We start from the raw sequence: 15,354 nt of genomic DNA on the forward strand, positions 1-15,354 counted from the left end.
GCGCTGCCCCTCGTCGTGCCGCTGCTCGGTGCCGCAGGCGGGTTCTTCGCCGCCACCAATGTCGGCTCGAACAGCATCCTGATGCCGGTCGTCGCCGCGCTGCCGCTGTCGCTGCCGCCGGCCTTCGCCGCCGCGGTGCAGAACTTCACCGGCTCGGCCTTCTGCGTGATCGCGCCGATGCGGCTCGCGGCGACCGCGGCGCTCGCGGCGGACGGCACCAGCCCGGGCGCCATCGGGCGGCGGCTGCGGGCGGCGGGCGCGGCCGCGGTGGCGGTGGCCTGGATCGCGACCGGAGCCCTTGCGGTCGCCGGCGCACCCGGCAATGGTCCAGCCTGACAACGAACACCAAGGAGACCGCGCATGCCCGATGCCGCGCACCTGATCGGCGGCCGCTGGCAGGAATCCGCCGCCACGCTCGACGTGATCGACCCGTCCGACGGGGCGGCCTTCGCGCGCATCGGCCGCGGCGGCGCGGCCGAGATCGACGCCGCGGTCGCCGCCGCGCAGGCCGCGCTGGACGGCGCCTGGGGGCGGATGACGGCGACCGAGCGCGGCCGGCTGCTCACGCGGCTTGCGGCGCTGATCGCACGCGACGCGGAGCGGCTCGCCGCGCTCGAGAGCCGCGACGTCGGCAAGCCGATCCGCCAGGCGCGCGCCGATGCCGCCGCCTGCGCGCGCTACTTCGAGTTCTACGGCGGCGCCGCCGACAAGGTGATGGGCGACACGATCCCCTACCAGGACGGCTTCACCGTCTTCACGCTCTGGGAGCCGCACGGGGTGACCGCCCACATCGTGCCGTGGAACTACCCCCTGCAGATCGCCGGGCGGTCGGTCGCGGCGGCGCTGGCGATGGGCAATGCCTGCGTGCTGAAGCCGGCCGAGGACGCCTCGCTCACCTGCCTCGCGATCGCGCGCCTGGCCGAGGAGGCGGGCTTCCCGGCGGGCGCGCTCAACGTCGTGACGGGCCTCGGCGAGGAGGCCGGCGCGGCGCTCTCGGCCCATCCCGGCATCGGGCACGTCTCCTTCACCGGCAGCCCGGAGGTCGGCCGGCTGATCCAGGCCGCGGCGGCGCGCAACACGATCCCGGTGACGCTCGAGCTCGGCGGCAAGTCGCCGCAGCTCGTCTTCGCCGATGCCGATCTCGACACCGCCGCGGCGACGGTGGTGAACGCGGTGATCCAGAACGCGGGGCAGACCTGCTCGGCCGGGTCGCGCGTGCTGGTGGAGGGGCGCATCTACGATCGTTTCGTCGCCGATCTCGGCGCGCGCTTCGATGCGCTGGTCGCCGGCCCCGCCGATCGCGATCTCGACCTCGGCCCGGTGATCAGCGCGGCGCAGAAGGCGCGCATCGAGGGATATCTGGCGCGCGCCGAGGGGCTGCGCGTCGCCGGGCGCGGGCAGGTCGCCTCGAACGCGCCGCCGGGCGGGTTCTATGTGCGCCCGGTGCTGTTCGCCGACGTGCCGCCCGACCACGTGCTGGCGCAGGAGGAGGTGTTCGGCCCGGTGCTGGTGGCGATCCACGTCAGGGACGAGGAGGAGGCGTTGCGCGTCGCGAACGGTACGCCCTACGGGCTCGTTTCCGGTGTCTGGACCGGCGATGCGGGCCGCGCGATGCGGCTCGCGCGGCGGCTGCGCACCGGCCAGGTGTTCGTCAACAACTACGGCGCCGGCGGCGGCATCGAACTGCCCTTCGGCGGCATGAAGGGTTCCGGGCACGGGCGCGAGAAGGGCTTCGCCGCGCTCTATGGCTTCGCGACCATGAAGACCGTGGCGGTGAGGCACGGCTAGGGCGGATCGCGTACGGCTGGAACCAGCCGGATGCGTGAAGATGCTCGCCTGACGGGTTGGAGCGGTTTCCACTGGTGCGGAAACCGCTCGAGAGCCGCCGGGCAAGGGCCATGGGCCCTTCCCCGCCACCCCCATCCCGTTAATCTCCCCCCATGCCCCTGCTCGAGGTCCGCGGCCTCGCCCGCAGCTTCTACGGCGTCCAGGCGCTGACCGGCCTCGACCTCGACGTCGAGGCCGGCACCATCACCGGCCTGATCGGCCCGAACGGCGCCGGCAAGACCACCGCCTTCAACGTCATCACCGGCCTCGTCCCGCCGGATGCCGGCACGGTGCGCTTCGACGGCGTCGACATCACCGGGTTGCGCCCCGACCGCATCACCGGCCTCGGCCTCGTGCGCACCTTCCAGATCGCGCGCGGCTTCCCGCGCCTCTCGGTGCTCGAGAACCTGATGCTCTACGGCGCGCGCCAGCCGGGCGAATCCCTCCCCCTCGCCATCCTTCCCTCCCGCGCCGCCCGCGCGCGCGAGGCCGAACTGCTCGAGCGCGCCATCACGACCGCCCGGCGTCTGAACCTGCTGCGGGTGGCGAACAATCCGGCCTCGGACCTCTCCGGCGGCCAGAAGAAGCTGCTCGAGCTCGGCCGCGCCCTGATGACCGACCCCAAGCTCATCCTGCTCGACGAGCCGATCGCCGGCGTGAACCCCACGCTCGCCGGCGAGATCGGCGACCACCTGATGCGGCTGCGCGACGAGGGGATCACCTTCCTCATCATCGAGCACCACATGGACGCGATCGCGCGGCTCTGCGCGCCCGTCATCGTCATGGCCGAAGGCCGCAAGCTCGCCGAAGGCGCGTTCGACGCGATCGCCGCCGACCACGCCGTCCAGGAGGCCTACATGGGCCGCCGCTTCGCCTCCGCATGAGCGGTCCGCTGCCCTCCGCGCCCCTGCTCAGCGCGCGTGGCGTGGTCGCGGGCTACGCCGTCGCCGACATGATCCTCAAGGGCGTGGATCTCGACGTCCACCCGGGCGAGGTCGTCGCGGTCATCGGGCCCAACGGCGCCGGCAAGTCGACGCTCCTGAAGGCGATCGCCGGCATCCTCGTCCCCTCCGCGGGCACCATCACGCTCGCGGGCGCGCCGATCGCCGGCCATCCGCCGCGCGAGATCGCCGCGCGCGGGATCGCCTTCGTGCCCCAGGAGCAGAACGTCTTCCCCACCATGTCGGTGCGCGAGAACCTGGAGATGGGCGGCTTCATCAGCCCCAGGGAGACGCCGCGCCGCATCGAGGCGATCTTCGCCCGCTTCCCCGTGCTCGCCGAGAAGCGCCGCCAGGCCGCGCGCACCCTCTCGGGCGGACAGCGCCAGATGCTGGCGATGGCGATGGCGCTGATGGTGGACCCCAAGGTGCTGCTGCTCGACGAGCCCTCCGCCGGCCTCTCGCCGGTCGCGGCCGAGGCGCTGTTCGACACCATCCGCGCCATCAACGCCGAGGGCACCGCGATCGCCATGGTCGAGCAGAACGCGCTCGAGGCGCTCGCGATCGCGCGCCGCGGCGTGATCCTGGTGGACGGCCGCAACGCCCGCACGGGCGACGCCGCAGCACTCGCCGCCGACCCCGAGGTGCGGCGGCTCTTCCTCGGCGGCTGAAACCACGCCATCCTCTGACGGAAAGGCCCGAGGGAGACCACGCATGCCGATGTCCCTGAACCGCCGCGGCCTGCTCGCCGGGACCGCCGCCGCGCTTGCCGCCCCCTCCGTCATCCGCGCCCAGGCGGAGCCGATCCGCCTCGGCGCGCTCAACCCGCTCACCGGCGCCGGCGGGCCCTACGGTCCCTCGATGCGCAAGGCGATCGAGGGGATCGTCGAGGCGGTGAACGCCGCCGGCGGCATCGGCGGCCGGCGCGTCCAGCTCTTCGGCGAGGACACCCAGACCAATCCCGACGCCGCGGTGCGCGCCGCGCGCAAGCTGATCGACGTCGATCGCGTCGCCGCCATCATGGGGACCTGGGCCTCCGCCGTGACCACCGCCGTCGCGCCGCTCTGCTGGGAGAGCCGCACCATGCTGTTCACCGTCTCGGGCGCGGACAGCATCACCCAGCTGCCGCATCGCGGCTTCATCATCCGCACCCAGCCCAACTCGAGCCTGCAGATCACCAAGCTCGCCGAGTTCCTGGGCGAGCGCGGTGCCAGGAACATCTTCATCCTCGCCGCCCAGACCCCGTTCGCCGAGCCGAACCGCGTCATCCTCGAGCGCGAGATGCCGAAATACGGCGGCAGGGTCGCCGGCCAGGTGATCTACGACCGCGACAAGACCGTGTTCCGCTCCGAGGTCGACCAGGCGCTCCGCGCGAGGCCCGACTACATCTTCCTCAACGGCTACACCCCCGACGTGACCATCATCCTGCGCGAGCTGTTCCGCGCCGGCTGGACCGGCGGCAAGGTCGCGCCCGCCTACGCGGTGAACCAGCGCCTGCTCGACTCGCTGCCCGCCGAGGTGACCAACGGCACCGTCACCTGGGCGCCGAGCCCGGATGTCGAGAGCCCGGCCTTCAAGCGGCTGCAGGCGCTGCTCGGCACCAACGATCCGGACCCCTATTCGTGCCAGACCAACGACCACGCCTCGCTCGCCTGCCTCGCCATCGCGCGCGCCGGCGCGGCCACGGGCGAGGCGATCCGCGAGCATGTGCGCCAGATCAGCCAGGGCGGCGGCGAGCGCGTGACCGACGTGGTCGAGGGGCTCAGGCTGCTGAGGGAGGGCAGGAAGATCGACTATGCCGGCGCCTCCGGCGCCTGCGACTTCACCGACACCGGCGACATCCTGACCTGCCCGTTCCGCTACGAGATCGCGGAGGGCGCGAAGCTGCGCACGCTGCGCATCGCCTGAGCGCGTGCTGTCCGATCTGATCGGGGAGCTGCCCCAGCTTCTCGTCAACGGGCTTGTCGCCGGCACCATCCTCGCGCTGCCGGCGATCGGCTTCACCGCCATCTACGCCGTGCTGCGCTTCCCGAACTTCGCGATCGCCTCGCACGCCACGATGGGCGCCTATGCGGGCTATGTCGCGAATGTCTGGCTCGGCCTGCCGGTGATCCCGAGCCTGCTCGCCGCCTTCGTCGTCCCCGCCCTCTCCGGCATGGCCTGCGACGAGGTGGTGCTGAAGCCGCTGCGCCGCACCGGGCCGCTCACCGCGGCGATCGCGGCCGTCGCGCTGACCATCGCGCTCGAGAACGTCATCCGCTTCGTCTTCGGCAACGACCTGCGCGGCTACGACCTGCCGGTCTGGCGCGACTGGCGCTTCGATCTCGGCTTCGCCGTCCTGCGCGTCGGCCCCCAGCAGGTCGAGAACGCGGCGATCAGCGTCGCGGTCATGGCGATGGTGTTCCTGTTCCTCGCCTTCACGCGCACCGGCAAGATGATGCGCGCGGTCGCCGACAACCCCATGCTCGCGGGCATCAAGGGGATCAACGCCGACACGGTCGCGCGGCTCGGCTCGTTCATGGGCATGGGGCTGGTCGGCGTGGGCGGGATGCTGCTCGGGCTCGACACCTCGATCGATCCGCTGACCGGCTTCCGCGCCGTGCTCTCGGTGTTCGCCGCCGCGGTGGTGGGCGGGCTCGGCTCGATCCCGGGGGCCGTGGTCGGCGCGGCGGTGGTCGGCGTCGGCGAGGAGCTCTCGCTCCTGGTGCTCGACGCCTCCTACCGCACCGCGGTCGGCTTCCTCGCCATCGTCGTCGTGCTGCTGGTGCGCCCGCGCGGCATCCTCGGGGAGCGCGCCTTCTGATGGAGAACTACCTCGTCGCGATGGCCGTGTTCGCCGGGCTCTACGGGCTGATGGCCTTGGGGCTCAACGTGATCTGGGGCATGGCCGGGATGATCAATCTCGGCCTGGTGGGCTTCATGGCGGTCGGCGCCTACACCTCGGCGCTGCTGACGGTGCGCCACGCCACCTGGCCGATCCCGCTCGGCATCCTCGCCGCCGTGCTGGTGACCGCGACCGCGGGCGCGCTGGTCGCGCGCATCACGGCGAGGATGCGCGGCGACTACCTCGCGATCGTGACACTCGGCTTCTCGGAGGTGGTGCGTCTGGTCGCCGCGAACGAGATCCGCTTCACCAACGGCACGGACGGGATCAGCGCGATCCCAGGTCCCTGGCGCGGGGAGGTCGCGCCGGCCACCTTCAACCTGATCTTCCTCGGCCTGACCGCGCTCGCGGTGCTGGTGGTCTATCTCGTCTGCCAGCGCATCCGCCACTCGCCCTACGGCCGCGTGCTGCGCGCGATCCGCGACGACGACCAGGTGACGGCGGTCGCCGGCAAGCCCGTGCTGCGCTTCAAGACCGAGGCCTTCGCCGTGGGGGCGGCGATCACCGGCTTCGCCGGTGCGCTCTACGGCCACTACAACGCCTACATCGCGCCCGAGGGCTTCGTGCCGCTGATCACCATCTATGTCGTGCTGGCGCTCACCGCCGGCGGCACCGGCACCAATGCCGGCGCGGTGGTCGGAGCCGTGCTGGTGGTCGCCTTCATGGAGGGCACGCGCTTCGTGGTCGCGGCGATCCCCGGCCTCGCCGCGGTCCAGATCGCCGCGGTGCGCGAGTTCCTGATCGCCGCCCTGCTGATCCTGCTGCTGCGCGTCCGCCCCCAGGGCCTGTTCCCCGAACGCCACATCCGCCATCCGGTCCCCGATCCGCGATGACCGACCGTTCCGATCCGCTGCCGCATCTCCTGGCCGTCGCGCAGGCCGTCCGCCGCGAGGGCCAGCCGCGCGCGACCTTCGCCGCCCTGCAGGCCGGCATGGGTGCCGCGATCGGCCAGATCCTGTTCACCGTGCTGCTGCACCACGCCGACAGCGGCGAGAGCGAGCGCGTCTGGACCAGCCACCCGACCCAGTATCCGGTCGGCGGCCGCAAGCCCCTGAACCCGACGCCCTGGACGCGGCAGGTCCTGCGCGACCTGCGCGCCTATGTCGGGCACACCGCCGAGGACATCCGCGCCGTGTTCGCCGACCATGCGCTGATCGCCTCGCTCGGCTGCGAGTCGGTGCTGAACGTGCCGGTGGTGTGGAACGGCCGCGCGCTCGGCACGCTCAACCTCCTGCACCGTGCGCACTGGTACCGCGAGACCGACGTGCCGGTGGCGGAGGCGTTTGCCGCCCTCGCCGTGCCGGCCTATCAGATGCTGCTTCACCGCTGAGAGGACCCCGATGGCCAACTTCCTGAGCCGTGCCGTGTTCGACTATCGGCGCGGGCTGATGACCGCGCTGATGGACCGCGAGCGCTGGGACGCGATCGCCTTCACCACGCCCGACTTCTTCCAGTTCGGCACCAACTTCCACACCGACGTGCAGACCTGGGAACGCCCGATCCTGCTGGTCGTGCCGCGCGACGGCGCGCCCTTCGCGGTGATGCACGAGCTCTCCACCAACCACATCCGCTTCGCGCGCGAGGCAGGACGGCTCTGGGTGGAGGACATCACGCTCTACGCCGAGCATCCGCGCATCGGCGCGCGGCTGGCGCTCTATCCGCAGTGGCCCGACCTCGTCGCCGAGACGCTGAAGGCCAGGGGCCTGGGCCGCGCGCGGATCGGCGCGGACGCGGGCGGCGGCCCGCTCGCCCGCGCGTTCTCCCTGCTGCCCGAGGCGACGCTGATCCCGGCGACCGCGGCGATCCGCACGCTGCGCCTCGTCAAGTGCGACGAGGAGATCGCGCTGATGCGCGAGGCGGCGGCGCTGTCCGACTGGGTGCAGGACCGCTACCGCGAGAACATCCGCCCCGGCCGCCTGGTGCAGGAGCTCGACATGAGCATGGCCGCGCTGATGGCCGAGGAGGCGGCGCGACGCTTCCCCGGCCAGAACGTGGAGCTGCGCTGCTTCACCCTCTCCGGCCCCGCCTCCTGCGCCCCGCACGGCGACGGCCAGCCCACGGGAGCGCGCATCGAGGCCGGCCACGTGCTGGTCAACATCGTCATCCCGCGCCTGAACGGGCTCGTGGTGGAGAACGAGCGCACCTGGTTCTGCGGCAAGCCCTCCGACCTCCAGGTGAAGGCCTTCGAGGCGGCGAACGCGGCGAACGAGGCGGCGATCGCGGCGCTGGTCGAGGGCAACCCGGTCTCCGCCTTCGACGCGGCGGCGCAGAGCGTGATCGAGCGCGCGGGCTTCGGCGCCAACATCCTGCACCGCACCGGCCACGGCATGGGCACGCTCGGCCACGAGTTCCCCGACGACACCGCCTTCCTGCACCGGCCGCTGATGGCCAACGAGGTCTATTCCTGCGAACCGGGGATCTATCTCTGGGGCGTGGGCGGGTTCCGCCAGGACGACACGGTGGTGGTGGGCAGGACGCCCGAGGTGCTGACCAGGGCGCCGAAGGACCTGAGGAGCCAGACGGTGGGCTGATACCCTCCGCACAAAGGCTCGACCTTTGTGCGGAGGGTATCGCGCGCGGGGCTGGTGGGGCGGCCGCGCGCGAACATGACCCCGTACCAGCCCGCCGAAGGTCAACCCTTCGGCGGGCTGGTATGAGACGTCCCGCAGCGGAACCTCTGACATAGATCAACGACAGGGAGGGACCCGGCAGCGTTATTTGTGACCTTCGAAGATAAAAATCTTCGCGGAGGAGAACGCCATGCCGGGCCCCGCCCTCGCACCCCTGAACCGCCGCGATCTCGTCCGTCTCGCGGTCGCCGCCGGCGTCGCCGCGCCGGTTGCGGGTGCTGCCCGTGCCCAGCCCCTGCGCACGCCGGCGCGCGTCGTCATCGCCGGCGCCGGCGCGGCCGGGCTGACGATGGCGTCGAAGCTCTCGCGCCTGCTGGAGGGTGCGCGCATCACCCTCATCGGCGCCCGCACGGCGCACTGGTACCAGCCCGGCTTCACCATGGTCGCCTCCGGCGTCTGGCCGGCAACCAAGGTGGTGAGCGAGACCGCCGACTACATCGCCCCGGGCGTCACCTGGGTGCGCGCCGACGTCGCCGCGTTCGAGCCCGAGGCGAAGCGCGTGGTGGCGACCGACGGCTCGACGCACCCCTACGACGCGCTGGTGGTCGCCACCGGCTGCACGCTGGAGTGGAGCCGGATCGAAGGCATGGACCCGACGCTGATCGGCCGCGAGGGCATCGCCTCGGTCTATGCCGGGCCGGAGGGTGCGGCGGCGACCTGGCGCGTGCTGCAGCGCTTCATGGAGACCGGCGGGGTGGCGCTGCATGGCCGTCCGCCGACCGAGATGAAATGCGCCGGCGCGCCGCTGAAGGGCGCGCTCCTGTGGGATGCGCGGCTGCGCGAGGCAGGCACGCGCGGCCGCGCCGAGCTCCACTACTTCACGCCGTTCCGCAACCTGTTCGCGGTCGCGCCGGTGCACGCCAAGGTGCTGGAGCTGTTCGCCGCGCGCGACATCGCCTTCGCCTACGACCACACCCTGACCGCGGTCGATCCGGCTGCCAGGACCGCGACCTTCCGCACGCCCGACGGGCCGAAGACGCTGCGCTACGACTACCTGCACGTGGTGCCGCCGATGGCAGCGCCGCAGCCGGTGCGCGAGAGCGCGCTCGCCTGGGGCTCCGGCCCCTTCGCCGCGGACGGCTGGGTGGAGGTGAACCGCGACACCCTGCAGCACCCGCGCTTCCCGGAGGTGTTCGCCGTCGGCGATGTCGCCGGCGTGCCGCGCGGCAAGACGGCCGCGAGCGTGAAGACGCAGGCGCCGGTCGCCGCGGCCAATCTCGTCTCGTTCCTCGCCGGCGAGCAGCTCGAGGCGGCCTACAACGGCTACACCTCCTGTCCGCTGATCACCCGGCCCGGCCGGGCGATGCTGGTGGAGTTCGACTACGAGGGCCGGCTGACCCCGACCTTCCCCTTCATCGATCCGCTCGCCGAGCACTGGGTGCCCTGGGTGATGAAGGACAGGCTGCTCGGCCCGATCTACCGGGCGATGCTGCACGGCTCGATCTGAGGGAGGCGACCATGGAGCTGTTCGCACCGCGCGCGCTCGCCGCGATCCTCGGCGAGATGTTCGGCGGGCTTCTGTGGGTCGCCGCGGCCACCGCCGCGCTGGCTCTCGCCCTCTGCCTGCTGGCCCTGCGGCGCGGCGTGCGCTGGCGGCTTGCCCTGCGCGGCGCGGCCGCGTTCGGTGCGCTGGTCGCGGCCGGCGTGCTCGCAGCGCTTCCGGGCTTCACCAACGCCACGCATGCCGACCTCGCGGGCGCGCTCGACTGGCTGATCTGGGGGGTGGTCGGGCTCGGCGTCGGCCTCGCGGCTGCGCTCGCGGTGCTGCCGATGCTGGCCCTCGCACTCGGCGAGCGCGCGGACGCGCCCGCGCGGAGGCCTCAGCGCGGCGCGGCCTCCAGCCTGCGATGATGCATCCGGCGTGACAGCACGGTGGTGCCGATCACCGTCAGCACCAGCGTCGAGACCATCAGGATGAAGGCGAGCGCCGCGCCGAACGGCCAGTTGGTCGTGCGCACGAACTGGTCGTAGAGGGCGGGCGCCATCATCTTGAACTGCGGCCCGCCCAGCAGCACGGGCGTGGCGTAGGCGTTCATGCACAGGATGAACACGAGCGTCGAGCCCGCGATCACGCCCGGCAGCGAGAGCGGCAGCAGCACGCGGCGGAACACCGTGATCGGCCCCGCGCCGAGATTGCTCGCCGCCTCCTCGACGTCGCGGCCGATCCCCTCGATCACGCTCTGCAGCGTCAGGATCATGTAGGGCAGCACCACCGCGATGATGCCCACATGCACCGCGAAGGGCGTGTACATCAGCCGCACCGGCTGCGTGACCAGGCCGAGCCCGAGCAGCGCATGGTTGACGATGCCGTCATTGCCGAGCACCGCCATCCAGCCGGCGGCGCGCACCACGTTGCCGACCATCAGCGGGAACACCACCGCGATCACCAGCGCGCTCTTCCAGCGGCTGTCGGTGCGCGCGAGCAGGTAGGCGAGCGGGAAGGCGAACAGCAGCGACACCGCCGTGCACACCGCCGCCACCTGCACCGTGGTGGCGAGCACGCCGATGAAGTAGGCGTCGGTGAAGAAGCGGATGTAGTTCTCCGCCGTCACCGCATCGATCATGAACTCGCGCGGGCTGTAGCGGTTCAGCGAGTAGCGGAACAGCACCGCGAGCGGCGCGGCGAGGAAGGCCGCGACCAGCAGCGCGGCCGGCACGGCCAGCGCCGGGCCGAGGCTGAACGCCCCCGCCCGGCGCCCGGAACGCGCGGCCGCCAGTGCCGCCGCCCTCGCCACCGCCTCAGCCCTTGAACTCGCGCGTCCACCAGTCGAGATAGGCCGCGTTGTTGTCGGCGATGTACTGGTAGTCGATCTTGACGAACTTCTCCTGCTCGGCCTCGGTGAAGCTGATCTGCTTCGCCAGATCCTCGGGCAGGGTGGCGTTGCGCACCGTCGGCACGTAGCCCATGCGCGCGGCGAAGCCCGCCTGGGCCGAGGGTTCGAGCATCGCCTGCATCCACTTCCAGCCGTTCGCCTTGTTGGGCGCGTTCCTCGGCACCGCCTTGTCGAACACGATCGGGGTCGCGCCCTCCTCGGGCACCGCGTGCTCGACCGGGATGCCGGCCTGCTTCCACATGAAGCCGCGCGCGAGCCACATGATCGTCGCCCACACCTCCTCGCCCTTCAGCGCCGCCGCCAGCGCCTCGTTCGAGGGATAGACCTTGGCGCCGAGCGCCTTCAGCTCCAGGAGCTTCTTCTTCGCCGGCTCGAAGTTGCTCGGGCTGCCGCCGTTGATCAGCGCCGCGGTCTCGATGAACTGCATGTAGAGCCCGTCGGCGAGGCCGACGCGCCCGCGCAGCTTCGGATCCCACAGGTCGTTGTAGGACCTGGGCTTGGCCATCTTCGCCGGGTTGTAGAGGATCACCTTGCCCGAATAGATGTGCGGCAGGGCGTAGCGCTTGGCCAGCGCCGGGATGACGTTGCGCATGTTCGGCACGAGGTCGGGGGTGGGCTCGTCGAACAGGTTCTGCTGCGCCATCTCGAACATGTCGATGTCGGACAGGCAGGCGACGTCGAAGGTGCCGCGCCGCGTCATCCGCTCGGCGAGCAGCTTGGTCTTGCGCGGCGGCGCCACCGCGACGTCGTAGAGCACCTCGATCCCCTGCGGCTTCATCAGCGGATCGTCGATGTTCGCCTTCAGCAGGTCCTGGTAGTCGCCGCCCCAGGTGCCGACCACGCAGCGCCCGCCGCCCTGCGCGCGCGGCACCCCGGGTGCCGCGAGCAGCCCCGCCGCCGCGCCGACCAGCGCGCGCCGGCCGATCGTCATCCGTGTCATCATGAGCCTCCTTCGTCCGTTGGGGCGCCCCGGTCGGGCGCGAGCAGCCGGCAGGTCTCGGCCGGCCAGGTCAGGGTGACGACGTCGCCGGCGCCGACCCGCTTCAGCGGATCGCCCGGCCGCGGCGTCGCCATGGACGCGGTGAGCGACTCGCCGCCGTCGAGCGTGACGCGGTACTCGGTCGCGGCACCGAGATAGGTGACGAGCGCGACCCGTCCGCTCACCCCGTTGCCGGCCGCGCCGGGGATCACGGTGATCCGCTCCGGCCGGAGCGCGAGCGCGGCCGCCCCCGGTTCGAACCCGTCGGTCGGCACCGCGAGCGCGAGCCCGGCCTCGGTGACGAAACGGCCCCGCTCCACCACGCGCCCGCGCAGCACGTTGGAGCGGCCGATGAAGCCGGCGACGAACAGGTTGGCCGGCGCCTCGTAGAGTTCCTCCGGCGTGCCGACCTGCTGCACCACGCCGTGGTCCAGCACCACCAGGCGGTCGGCCAGCGTCAGCGCCTCCTCCTGGTCGTGGGTGACGAAGACGGTGGTGAGCCCGAGCCGCTTCTGCAGCTCGCGGATCTCGACGCGCACCTCGAGCCGGAGCTTGGCATCGAGGTTCGAGAGCGGCTCGTCGAGCAGGAACACGCCCGGGTTCACCACGAGCGCGCGCGCGAGCGCGACGCGCTGCTGCTGCCCGCCCGAGAGCTGGCGCGGCAGCCGGTCGGCGAGATGGCCGAGCCGGACCAGGTCCAGCGCCCGGCGCACCCGCGTCTCGGCCTCGGCGCGCGGCACCTTGCGCATCTCGAGGCCGAAGGCGACGTTCTGCGCCACCGTCATGTGCGGGAAGAGCGCGTAGGACTGGAACACCATCCCCGTGTCGCGGCGGTAGGGCGGGTCCCAGGTGACGTCGCGCCCGCCGATCGTGATCCGCCCGGCGGTCGGCTCGATGAAGCCCGCGATCATGCGGAGCGTGGTGGTCTTGCCGCAGCCCGAGGGGCCGAGCAGGGCGACGAGCTCGCCCTCCCGCACGTGCAGCGAGACGTCGTCCACCGCGACGAAGCTGCCGTACTCCTTGCGCAGGCGGTCGAGGACGAGTTCGCTCATCGGCTCAGACGATCCGCGAGAGCTTCACGAAGCGGTCGGTGATCAGCATCAGCGCGCCGATCAGCACGATCTGCACGGTCGCGACCGCGGCGATGGTGGGGTCGATGCGGAACTCGAGGTAGTTGAGCATCGCCACCGGCAGGGTGGTGCGGCCCGGGCCGACCAGCAGCAGGGTGAGTTCCAGGTTCTCGAAGGACTGGATGAAGCTGAACAGGGACGCCGCCACCAGGCCCGGGCGCATCATCGGCAGGGTGATGCGGCGGAACGTGGTCCAGGGCCCCGCGCCCAGGTTCATCGCCGCCTCCTCGACCGCACGGTCGAGCCCGATCAGCGAGGCCGAGACGAGGCGCACCGTCCACGGGATGGTCAGCAGGATGTGGCCGAGCACCAGCCCGTGCAGGGTGGCGCGGAAATCCATGTCGAGGATGTTCTCGACCATGATGTAGTAGACGTAGAGCGAGGTGCCGGCGACGATCCCGGGCACCACCAGCGGCCCGAGCAGCAGCGTGTTCAGCGCCTCGCGCCCGGGGAAGCGGAAGCGCACGATCGCGTAGGCGGCGGCCGCGCCGGAGGTGACACCGATCAGCATGGCCAGGAAGGCGACCTGCAGGCTCAGGCCGAAGCCGTCGCGGAACTCGGTCCGCGCGAAGGCGTTCTCGTACCAGCGCAGCGTGTAGCCCTCGGGCGGGAACGAGACGATCTGCTGCTGGAACAGGCTGATCCAGACGACGAAGATCACCGGGATGAAGATGAAGAAGAACACCAGCGCCGCGATCGCGCGCAGCACCCAGCGTCCGGCGCGGCGCTTCAGCCGCGCGGCGCGACCCGCCGGCGCCATGACGACCTCCTTCCCCGCCGCCAGCGCGCGCGTGGTCACGTCCCGTCGGTCTCCCTCGCCTCTCGTGCGTCGATCCTAGGAACGGCGCGCCCGCGCGGCAAGCGCGGTCAGTGCAGCCGGTTGCGGCGGATCGCGCCCGCCAGCATGACCAGGGGGATTCGCTCGCCCTGGCCGGTCAGCACGCCGATGTCGCGGATCGGATCGCCCTCCACCACGATCAGGTCGGCGAGCGCGCCGCGCGCGACCGTGCCGAGCTCGCCTTCGCGGTTGAGCAGGGCGGCGTTGCCGCTGGTCGCCTGGGCGAGGATCTCGGCCGCGGGCAGCACCTCGCGGCGGATCACGAACTCGTCCGACTGGCGGCGGTGCATCCCGGCGAGCAGGTCGGTGCCGAAGCCCATGCGCACCCCGGCGGCCTTGAGGATCTCCAGGCTCCTGAGCCCCGCCGCGCGCACCACCTTCAGCTTCTCCTGGCTCTCCGCCGGCAGGCCCATGGCCGGACCGTCCTTCTCCAGCGCGTCGTAGGTGACGAGGGTGGGCACGGCGAACGCCCCCTTCTCCGCCATCAGCCGCGCGGTCGGCTCGTCGATCAGGTTGGCGTGCTCGATCGAGCGCACGCCGAGGCCCACCGCGCGGCCGATCGCCTCGGGGGTGTAGGCGTGCGCGACCACGTAGGTGCGCCAGGCCCTGGTCTCCCACACCGCAGTCGCGATCTCCTCGTCGCTGTACTGCAGGGTCCAGATCGGGTCGGAGGGCGAGGCGACCCCGCCCGAGGCCATGATCTTGATCGCGTGCGCGCCGCGCTTGAGCTCGGCGCGGATGGCGCGGCGCACCTCGTCCACCCCGTCGGCGATCACGCCGATCGAGAGCGCGGGCGCGGAGCAGCCGCAGAACTGCTCGAGCCAGGCGTTGGGGCGCGAATCGCCGTGCCCGCCGGTGGGCGAGAGCGCGCGGCCGCAGAACAGGAGGCGCGGCCCGTCGATCAGCCCGGATTCGCAGGCGACCGCGAGGCCGAAATCGGCGCCACCCACGTCGCGGATGGTGGTGAAGCCGCGGCCGAGCGAGGCTTCCAGGAAGCGGCGCGCGTGCAGCGCCATCAGGCTGCGCGGCATCAGGTCGAGCCGGCCGATATTCGCGTCCGCGGCATAGGCGTGGTAGTGCGCGTCGATCAGCCCGGGCATCAGCGTGCGCCCGCCGAGATCGATCACATGCGCCCCGTCGTGGCGGATCGGCCGGTCGGAGACCTCGGCGATCCGCTCGCCCTCCACCAGCACCTCCGCACCCTCGATCAGATGCGGAGTCGCGCCGTCGAACAGGCGCAGGTTGCGGAACAGTGTCGCCGGCATGGTCTCTCCTTCGTCGGCGTGATGGTCGG

16 protein-coding genes are annotated in these 15,354 nt (G+C 72.0%); 11 read left to right on the forward strand and 5 right to left on the reverse strand.

What is annotated here, in order from left to right; translation table 11 throughout:
- The 11 genes from FK498_RS19175 to FK498_RS03750 form a co-directional block, all read left to right on the forward strand.
- Positions 1-336: hypothetical protein (locus FK498_RS19175; protein WP_202614729.1), on the forward strand; the 336-nt coding region annotated here is incomplete at its 5' end.
- A 24-nt stretch (positions 337-360) separates the two neighbouring features.
- The gene (locus tag FK498_RS03705) at positions 361-1,788 is read left to right on the forward strand and encodes an aldehyde dehydrogenase family protein (protein ID WP_141851655.1); all 1,428 of its coding nucleotides are present in this window, start codon (positions 361-363) and stop codon (positions 1,786-1,788) included.
- 152 nt (positions 1,789-1,940) lie between these two features.
- A complete protein-coding gene (locus FK498_RS03710) occupies positions 1,941-2,711 on the forward strand; it encodes an ABC transporter ATP-binding protein (protein WP_141851657.1) in 771 nt (256 codons plus the stop codon).
- Positions 2,708-3,436, forward strand: a complete 729-nt coding sequence (locus FK498_RS03715; protein ID WP_141851659.1) for an ABC transporter ATP-binding protein — start codon at positions 2,708-2,710, stop codon at positions 3,434-3,436. Before FK498_RS03710 ends, FK498_RS03715 begins: the two co-directional genes overlap by 4 nt.
- A gap of 43 nt (positions 3,437-3,479) precedes the next feature.
- The gene (locus FK498_RS03720; protein ID WP_141851661.1) at positions 3,480-4,673 is read left to right on the forward strand and encodes an ABC transporter substrate-binding protein; all 1,194 of its coding nucleotides are present in this window, start codon (positions 3,480-3,482) and stop codon (positions 4,671-4,673) included.
- Between the two features lie 4 nt (positions 4,674-4,677).
- The gene (locus tag FK498_RS03725) at positions 4,678-5,568 is read left to right on the forward strand and encodes a branched-chain amino acid ABC transporter permease (RefSeq protein WP_141851663.1); all 891 of its coding nucleotides are present in this window, start codon (positions 4,678-4,680) and stop codon (positions 5,566-5,568) included.
- Positions 5,568-6,482 carry a branched-chain amino acid ABC transporter permease gene (locus FK498_RS03730; RefSeq protein ID WP_141851665.1) on the forward strand — a complete coding sequence of 305 codons (915 nt, stop codon included), beginning with the start codon at positions 5,568-5,570 and terminating at the stop codon, positions 6,480-6,482. The genes FK498_RS03725 and FK498_RS03730 overlap by 1 nt, the downstream gene beginning before the upstream one ends.
- Complete coding sequence (locus FK498_RS03735; protein ID WP_141851667.1) at positions 6,479-6,979, forward strand: GAF domain-containing protein; 501 nt, start codon at positions 6,479-6,481, stop codon at positions 6,977-6,979. The genes FK498_RS03730 and FK498_RS03735 overlap by 4 nt, the downstream gene beginning before the upstream one ends.
- Before the next feature lie 10 nt (positions 6,980-6,989).
- Positions 6,990-8,180, forward strand: a complete 1,191-nt coding sequence (locus FK498_RS03740; protein ID WP_141851669.1) for a Xaa-Pro peptidase family protein — start codon at positions 6,990-6,992, stop codon at positions 8,178-8,180.
- A 229-nt stretch (positions 8,181-8,409) separates the two neighbouring features.
- Positions 8,410-9,726, forward strand: a complete 1,317-nt coding sequence (locus FK498_RS03745; RefSeq protein ID WP_141851671.1) for an NAD(P)/FAD-dependent oxidoreductase — start codon at positions 8,410-8,412, stop codon at positions 9,724-9,726.
- A gap of 11 nt (positions 9,727-9,737) precedes the next feature.
- On the forward strand, positions 9,738-10,130 hold the full coding sequence (locus FK498_RS03750) for a DUF5368 family protein (RefSeq protein ID WP_141851673.1): 393 nt from the start codon (positions 9,738-9,740) through the stop codon (positions 10,128-10,130).
- On the opposite strand, the gene FK498_RS03755 is transcribed toward FK498_RS03750, so the two are convergent.
- The 5 genes from FK498_RS03755 to FK498_RS03775 form a co-directional block, all read right to left on the reverse strand.
- Positions 10,100-11,014, reverse strand: a complete 915-nt coding sequence (locus FK498_RS03755) for an ABC transporter permease (protein ID WP_141851675.1) — start codon at positions 11,012-11,014, stop codon at positions 10,100-10,102. The two genes, FK498_RS03750 and FK498_RS03755, sit on opposite strands and share 31 nt — an antisense overlap.
- A gap of 4 nt (positions 11,015-11,018) precedes the next feature.
- Positions 11,019-12,053, reverse strand: coding sequence for an extracellular solute-binding protein (locus FK498_RS03760; protein ID WP_141851677.1), 1,035 nt, complete (start codon positions 12,051-12,053; stop codon positions 11,019-11,021).
- Positions 12,053-13,144, reverse strand: coding sequence for an ABC transporter ATP-binding protein (locus FK498_RS03765; protein WP_141851678.1), 1,092 nt, complete (start codon positions 13,142-13,144; stop codon positions 12,053-12,055). Before FK498_RS03765 ends, FK498_RS03760 begins: the two co-directional genes overlap by 1 nt.
- 4 nt (positions 13,145-13,148) lie before the next feature.
- Positions 13,149-14,021, reverse strand: coding sequence for an ABC transporter permease (locus FK498_RS03770; RefSeq protein WP_141851680.1), 873 nt, complete (start codon positions 14,019-14,021; stop codon positions 13,149-13,151).
- A gap of 68 nt (positions 14,022-14,089) precedes the next feature.
- A complete protein-coding gene (locus FK498_RS03775) occupies positions 14,090-15,325 on the reverse strand; it encodes an amidohydrolase family protein (protein WP_141851681.1) in 1,236 nt (411 codons plus the stop codon).
- Positions 15,326-15,354: the final 29 nt, after the last annotated feature.

The organism is Elioraea sp. Yellowstone, from assembly GCF_006704265.1.
Classification (GTDB): Bacteria; Pseudomonadota; Alphaproteobacteria; order Acetobacterales; family Acetobacteraceae; genus Elioraea.

Excerpts from the sequence above, each read along its gene's own strand:
- FK498_RS03745 (WP_141851671.1), top strand. The coding sequence starts at position 8,410 with ATGCCGGGCCCCGCCCTCGCACCCCTGAACCGCCGCGATCTCGTCCGT.
- FK498_RS03735 (WP_141851667.1), top strand. The coding sequence starts at position 6,479 with ATGACCGACCGTTCCGATCCGCTGCCGCATCTCCTGGCCGTCGCGCAG.
- FK498_RS03775 (WP_141851681.1), bottom strand. The coding sequence starts at position 15,325 with ATGCCGGCGACACTGTTCCGCAACCTGCGCCTGTTCGACGGCGCGACT.
- FK498_RS03710 (WP_141851657.1), top strand. The coding sequence starts at position 1,941 with ATGCCCCTGCTCGAGGTCCGCGGCCTCGCCCGCAGCTTCTACGGCGTC.
- FK498_RS03765 (WP_141851678.1), bottom strand. The coding sequence starts at position 13,144 with ATGAGCGAACTCGTCCTCGACCGCCTGCGCAAGGAGTACGGCAGCTTC.
- FK498_RS03720 (WP_141851661.1), top strand. The coding sequence starts at position 3,480 with ATGCCGATGTCCCTGAACCGCCGCGGCCTGCTCGCCGGGACCGCCGCC.
- FK498_RS03705 (WP_141851655.1), top strand. The coding sequence starts at position 361 with ATGCCCGATGCCGCGCACCTGATCGGCGGCCGCTGGCAGGAATCCGCC.
- FK498_RS03730 (WP_141851665.1), top strand. The coding sequence starts at position 5,568 with ATGGAGAACTACCTCGTCGCGATGGCCGTGTTCGCCGGGCTCTACGGG.
- FK498_RS03760 (WP_141851677.1), bottom strand. The coding sequence starts at position 12,053 with ATGACACGGATGACGATCGGCCGGCGCGCGCTGGTCGGCGCGGCGGCG.
- FK498_RS03740 (WP_141851669.1), top strand. The coding sequence starts at position 6,990 with ATGGCCAACTTCCTGAGCCGTGCCGTGTTCGACTATCGGCGCGGGCTG.
- FK498_RS03750 (WP_141851673.1), top strand. The coding sequence starts at position 9,738 with ATGGAGCTGTTCGCACCGCGCGCGCTCGCCGCGATCCTCGGCGAGATG.
- FK498_RS03715 (WP_141851659.1), top strand. The coding sequence starts at position 2,708 with ATGAGCGGTCCGCTGCCCTCCGCGCCCCTGCTCAGCGCGCGTGGCGTG.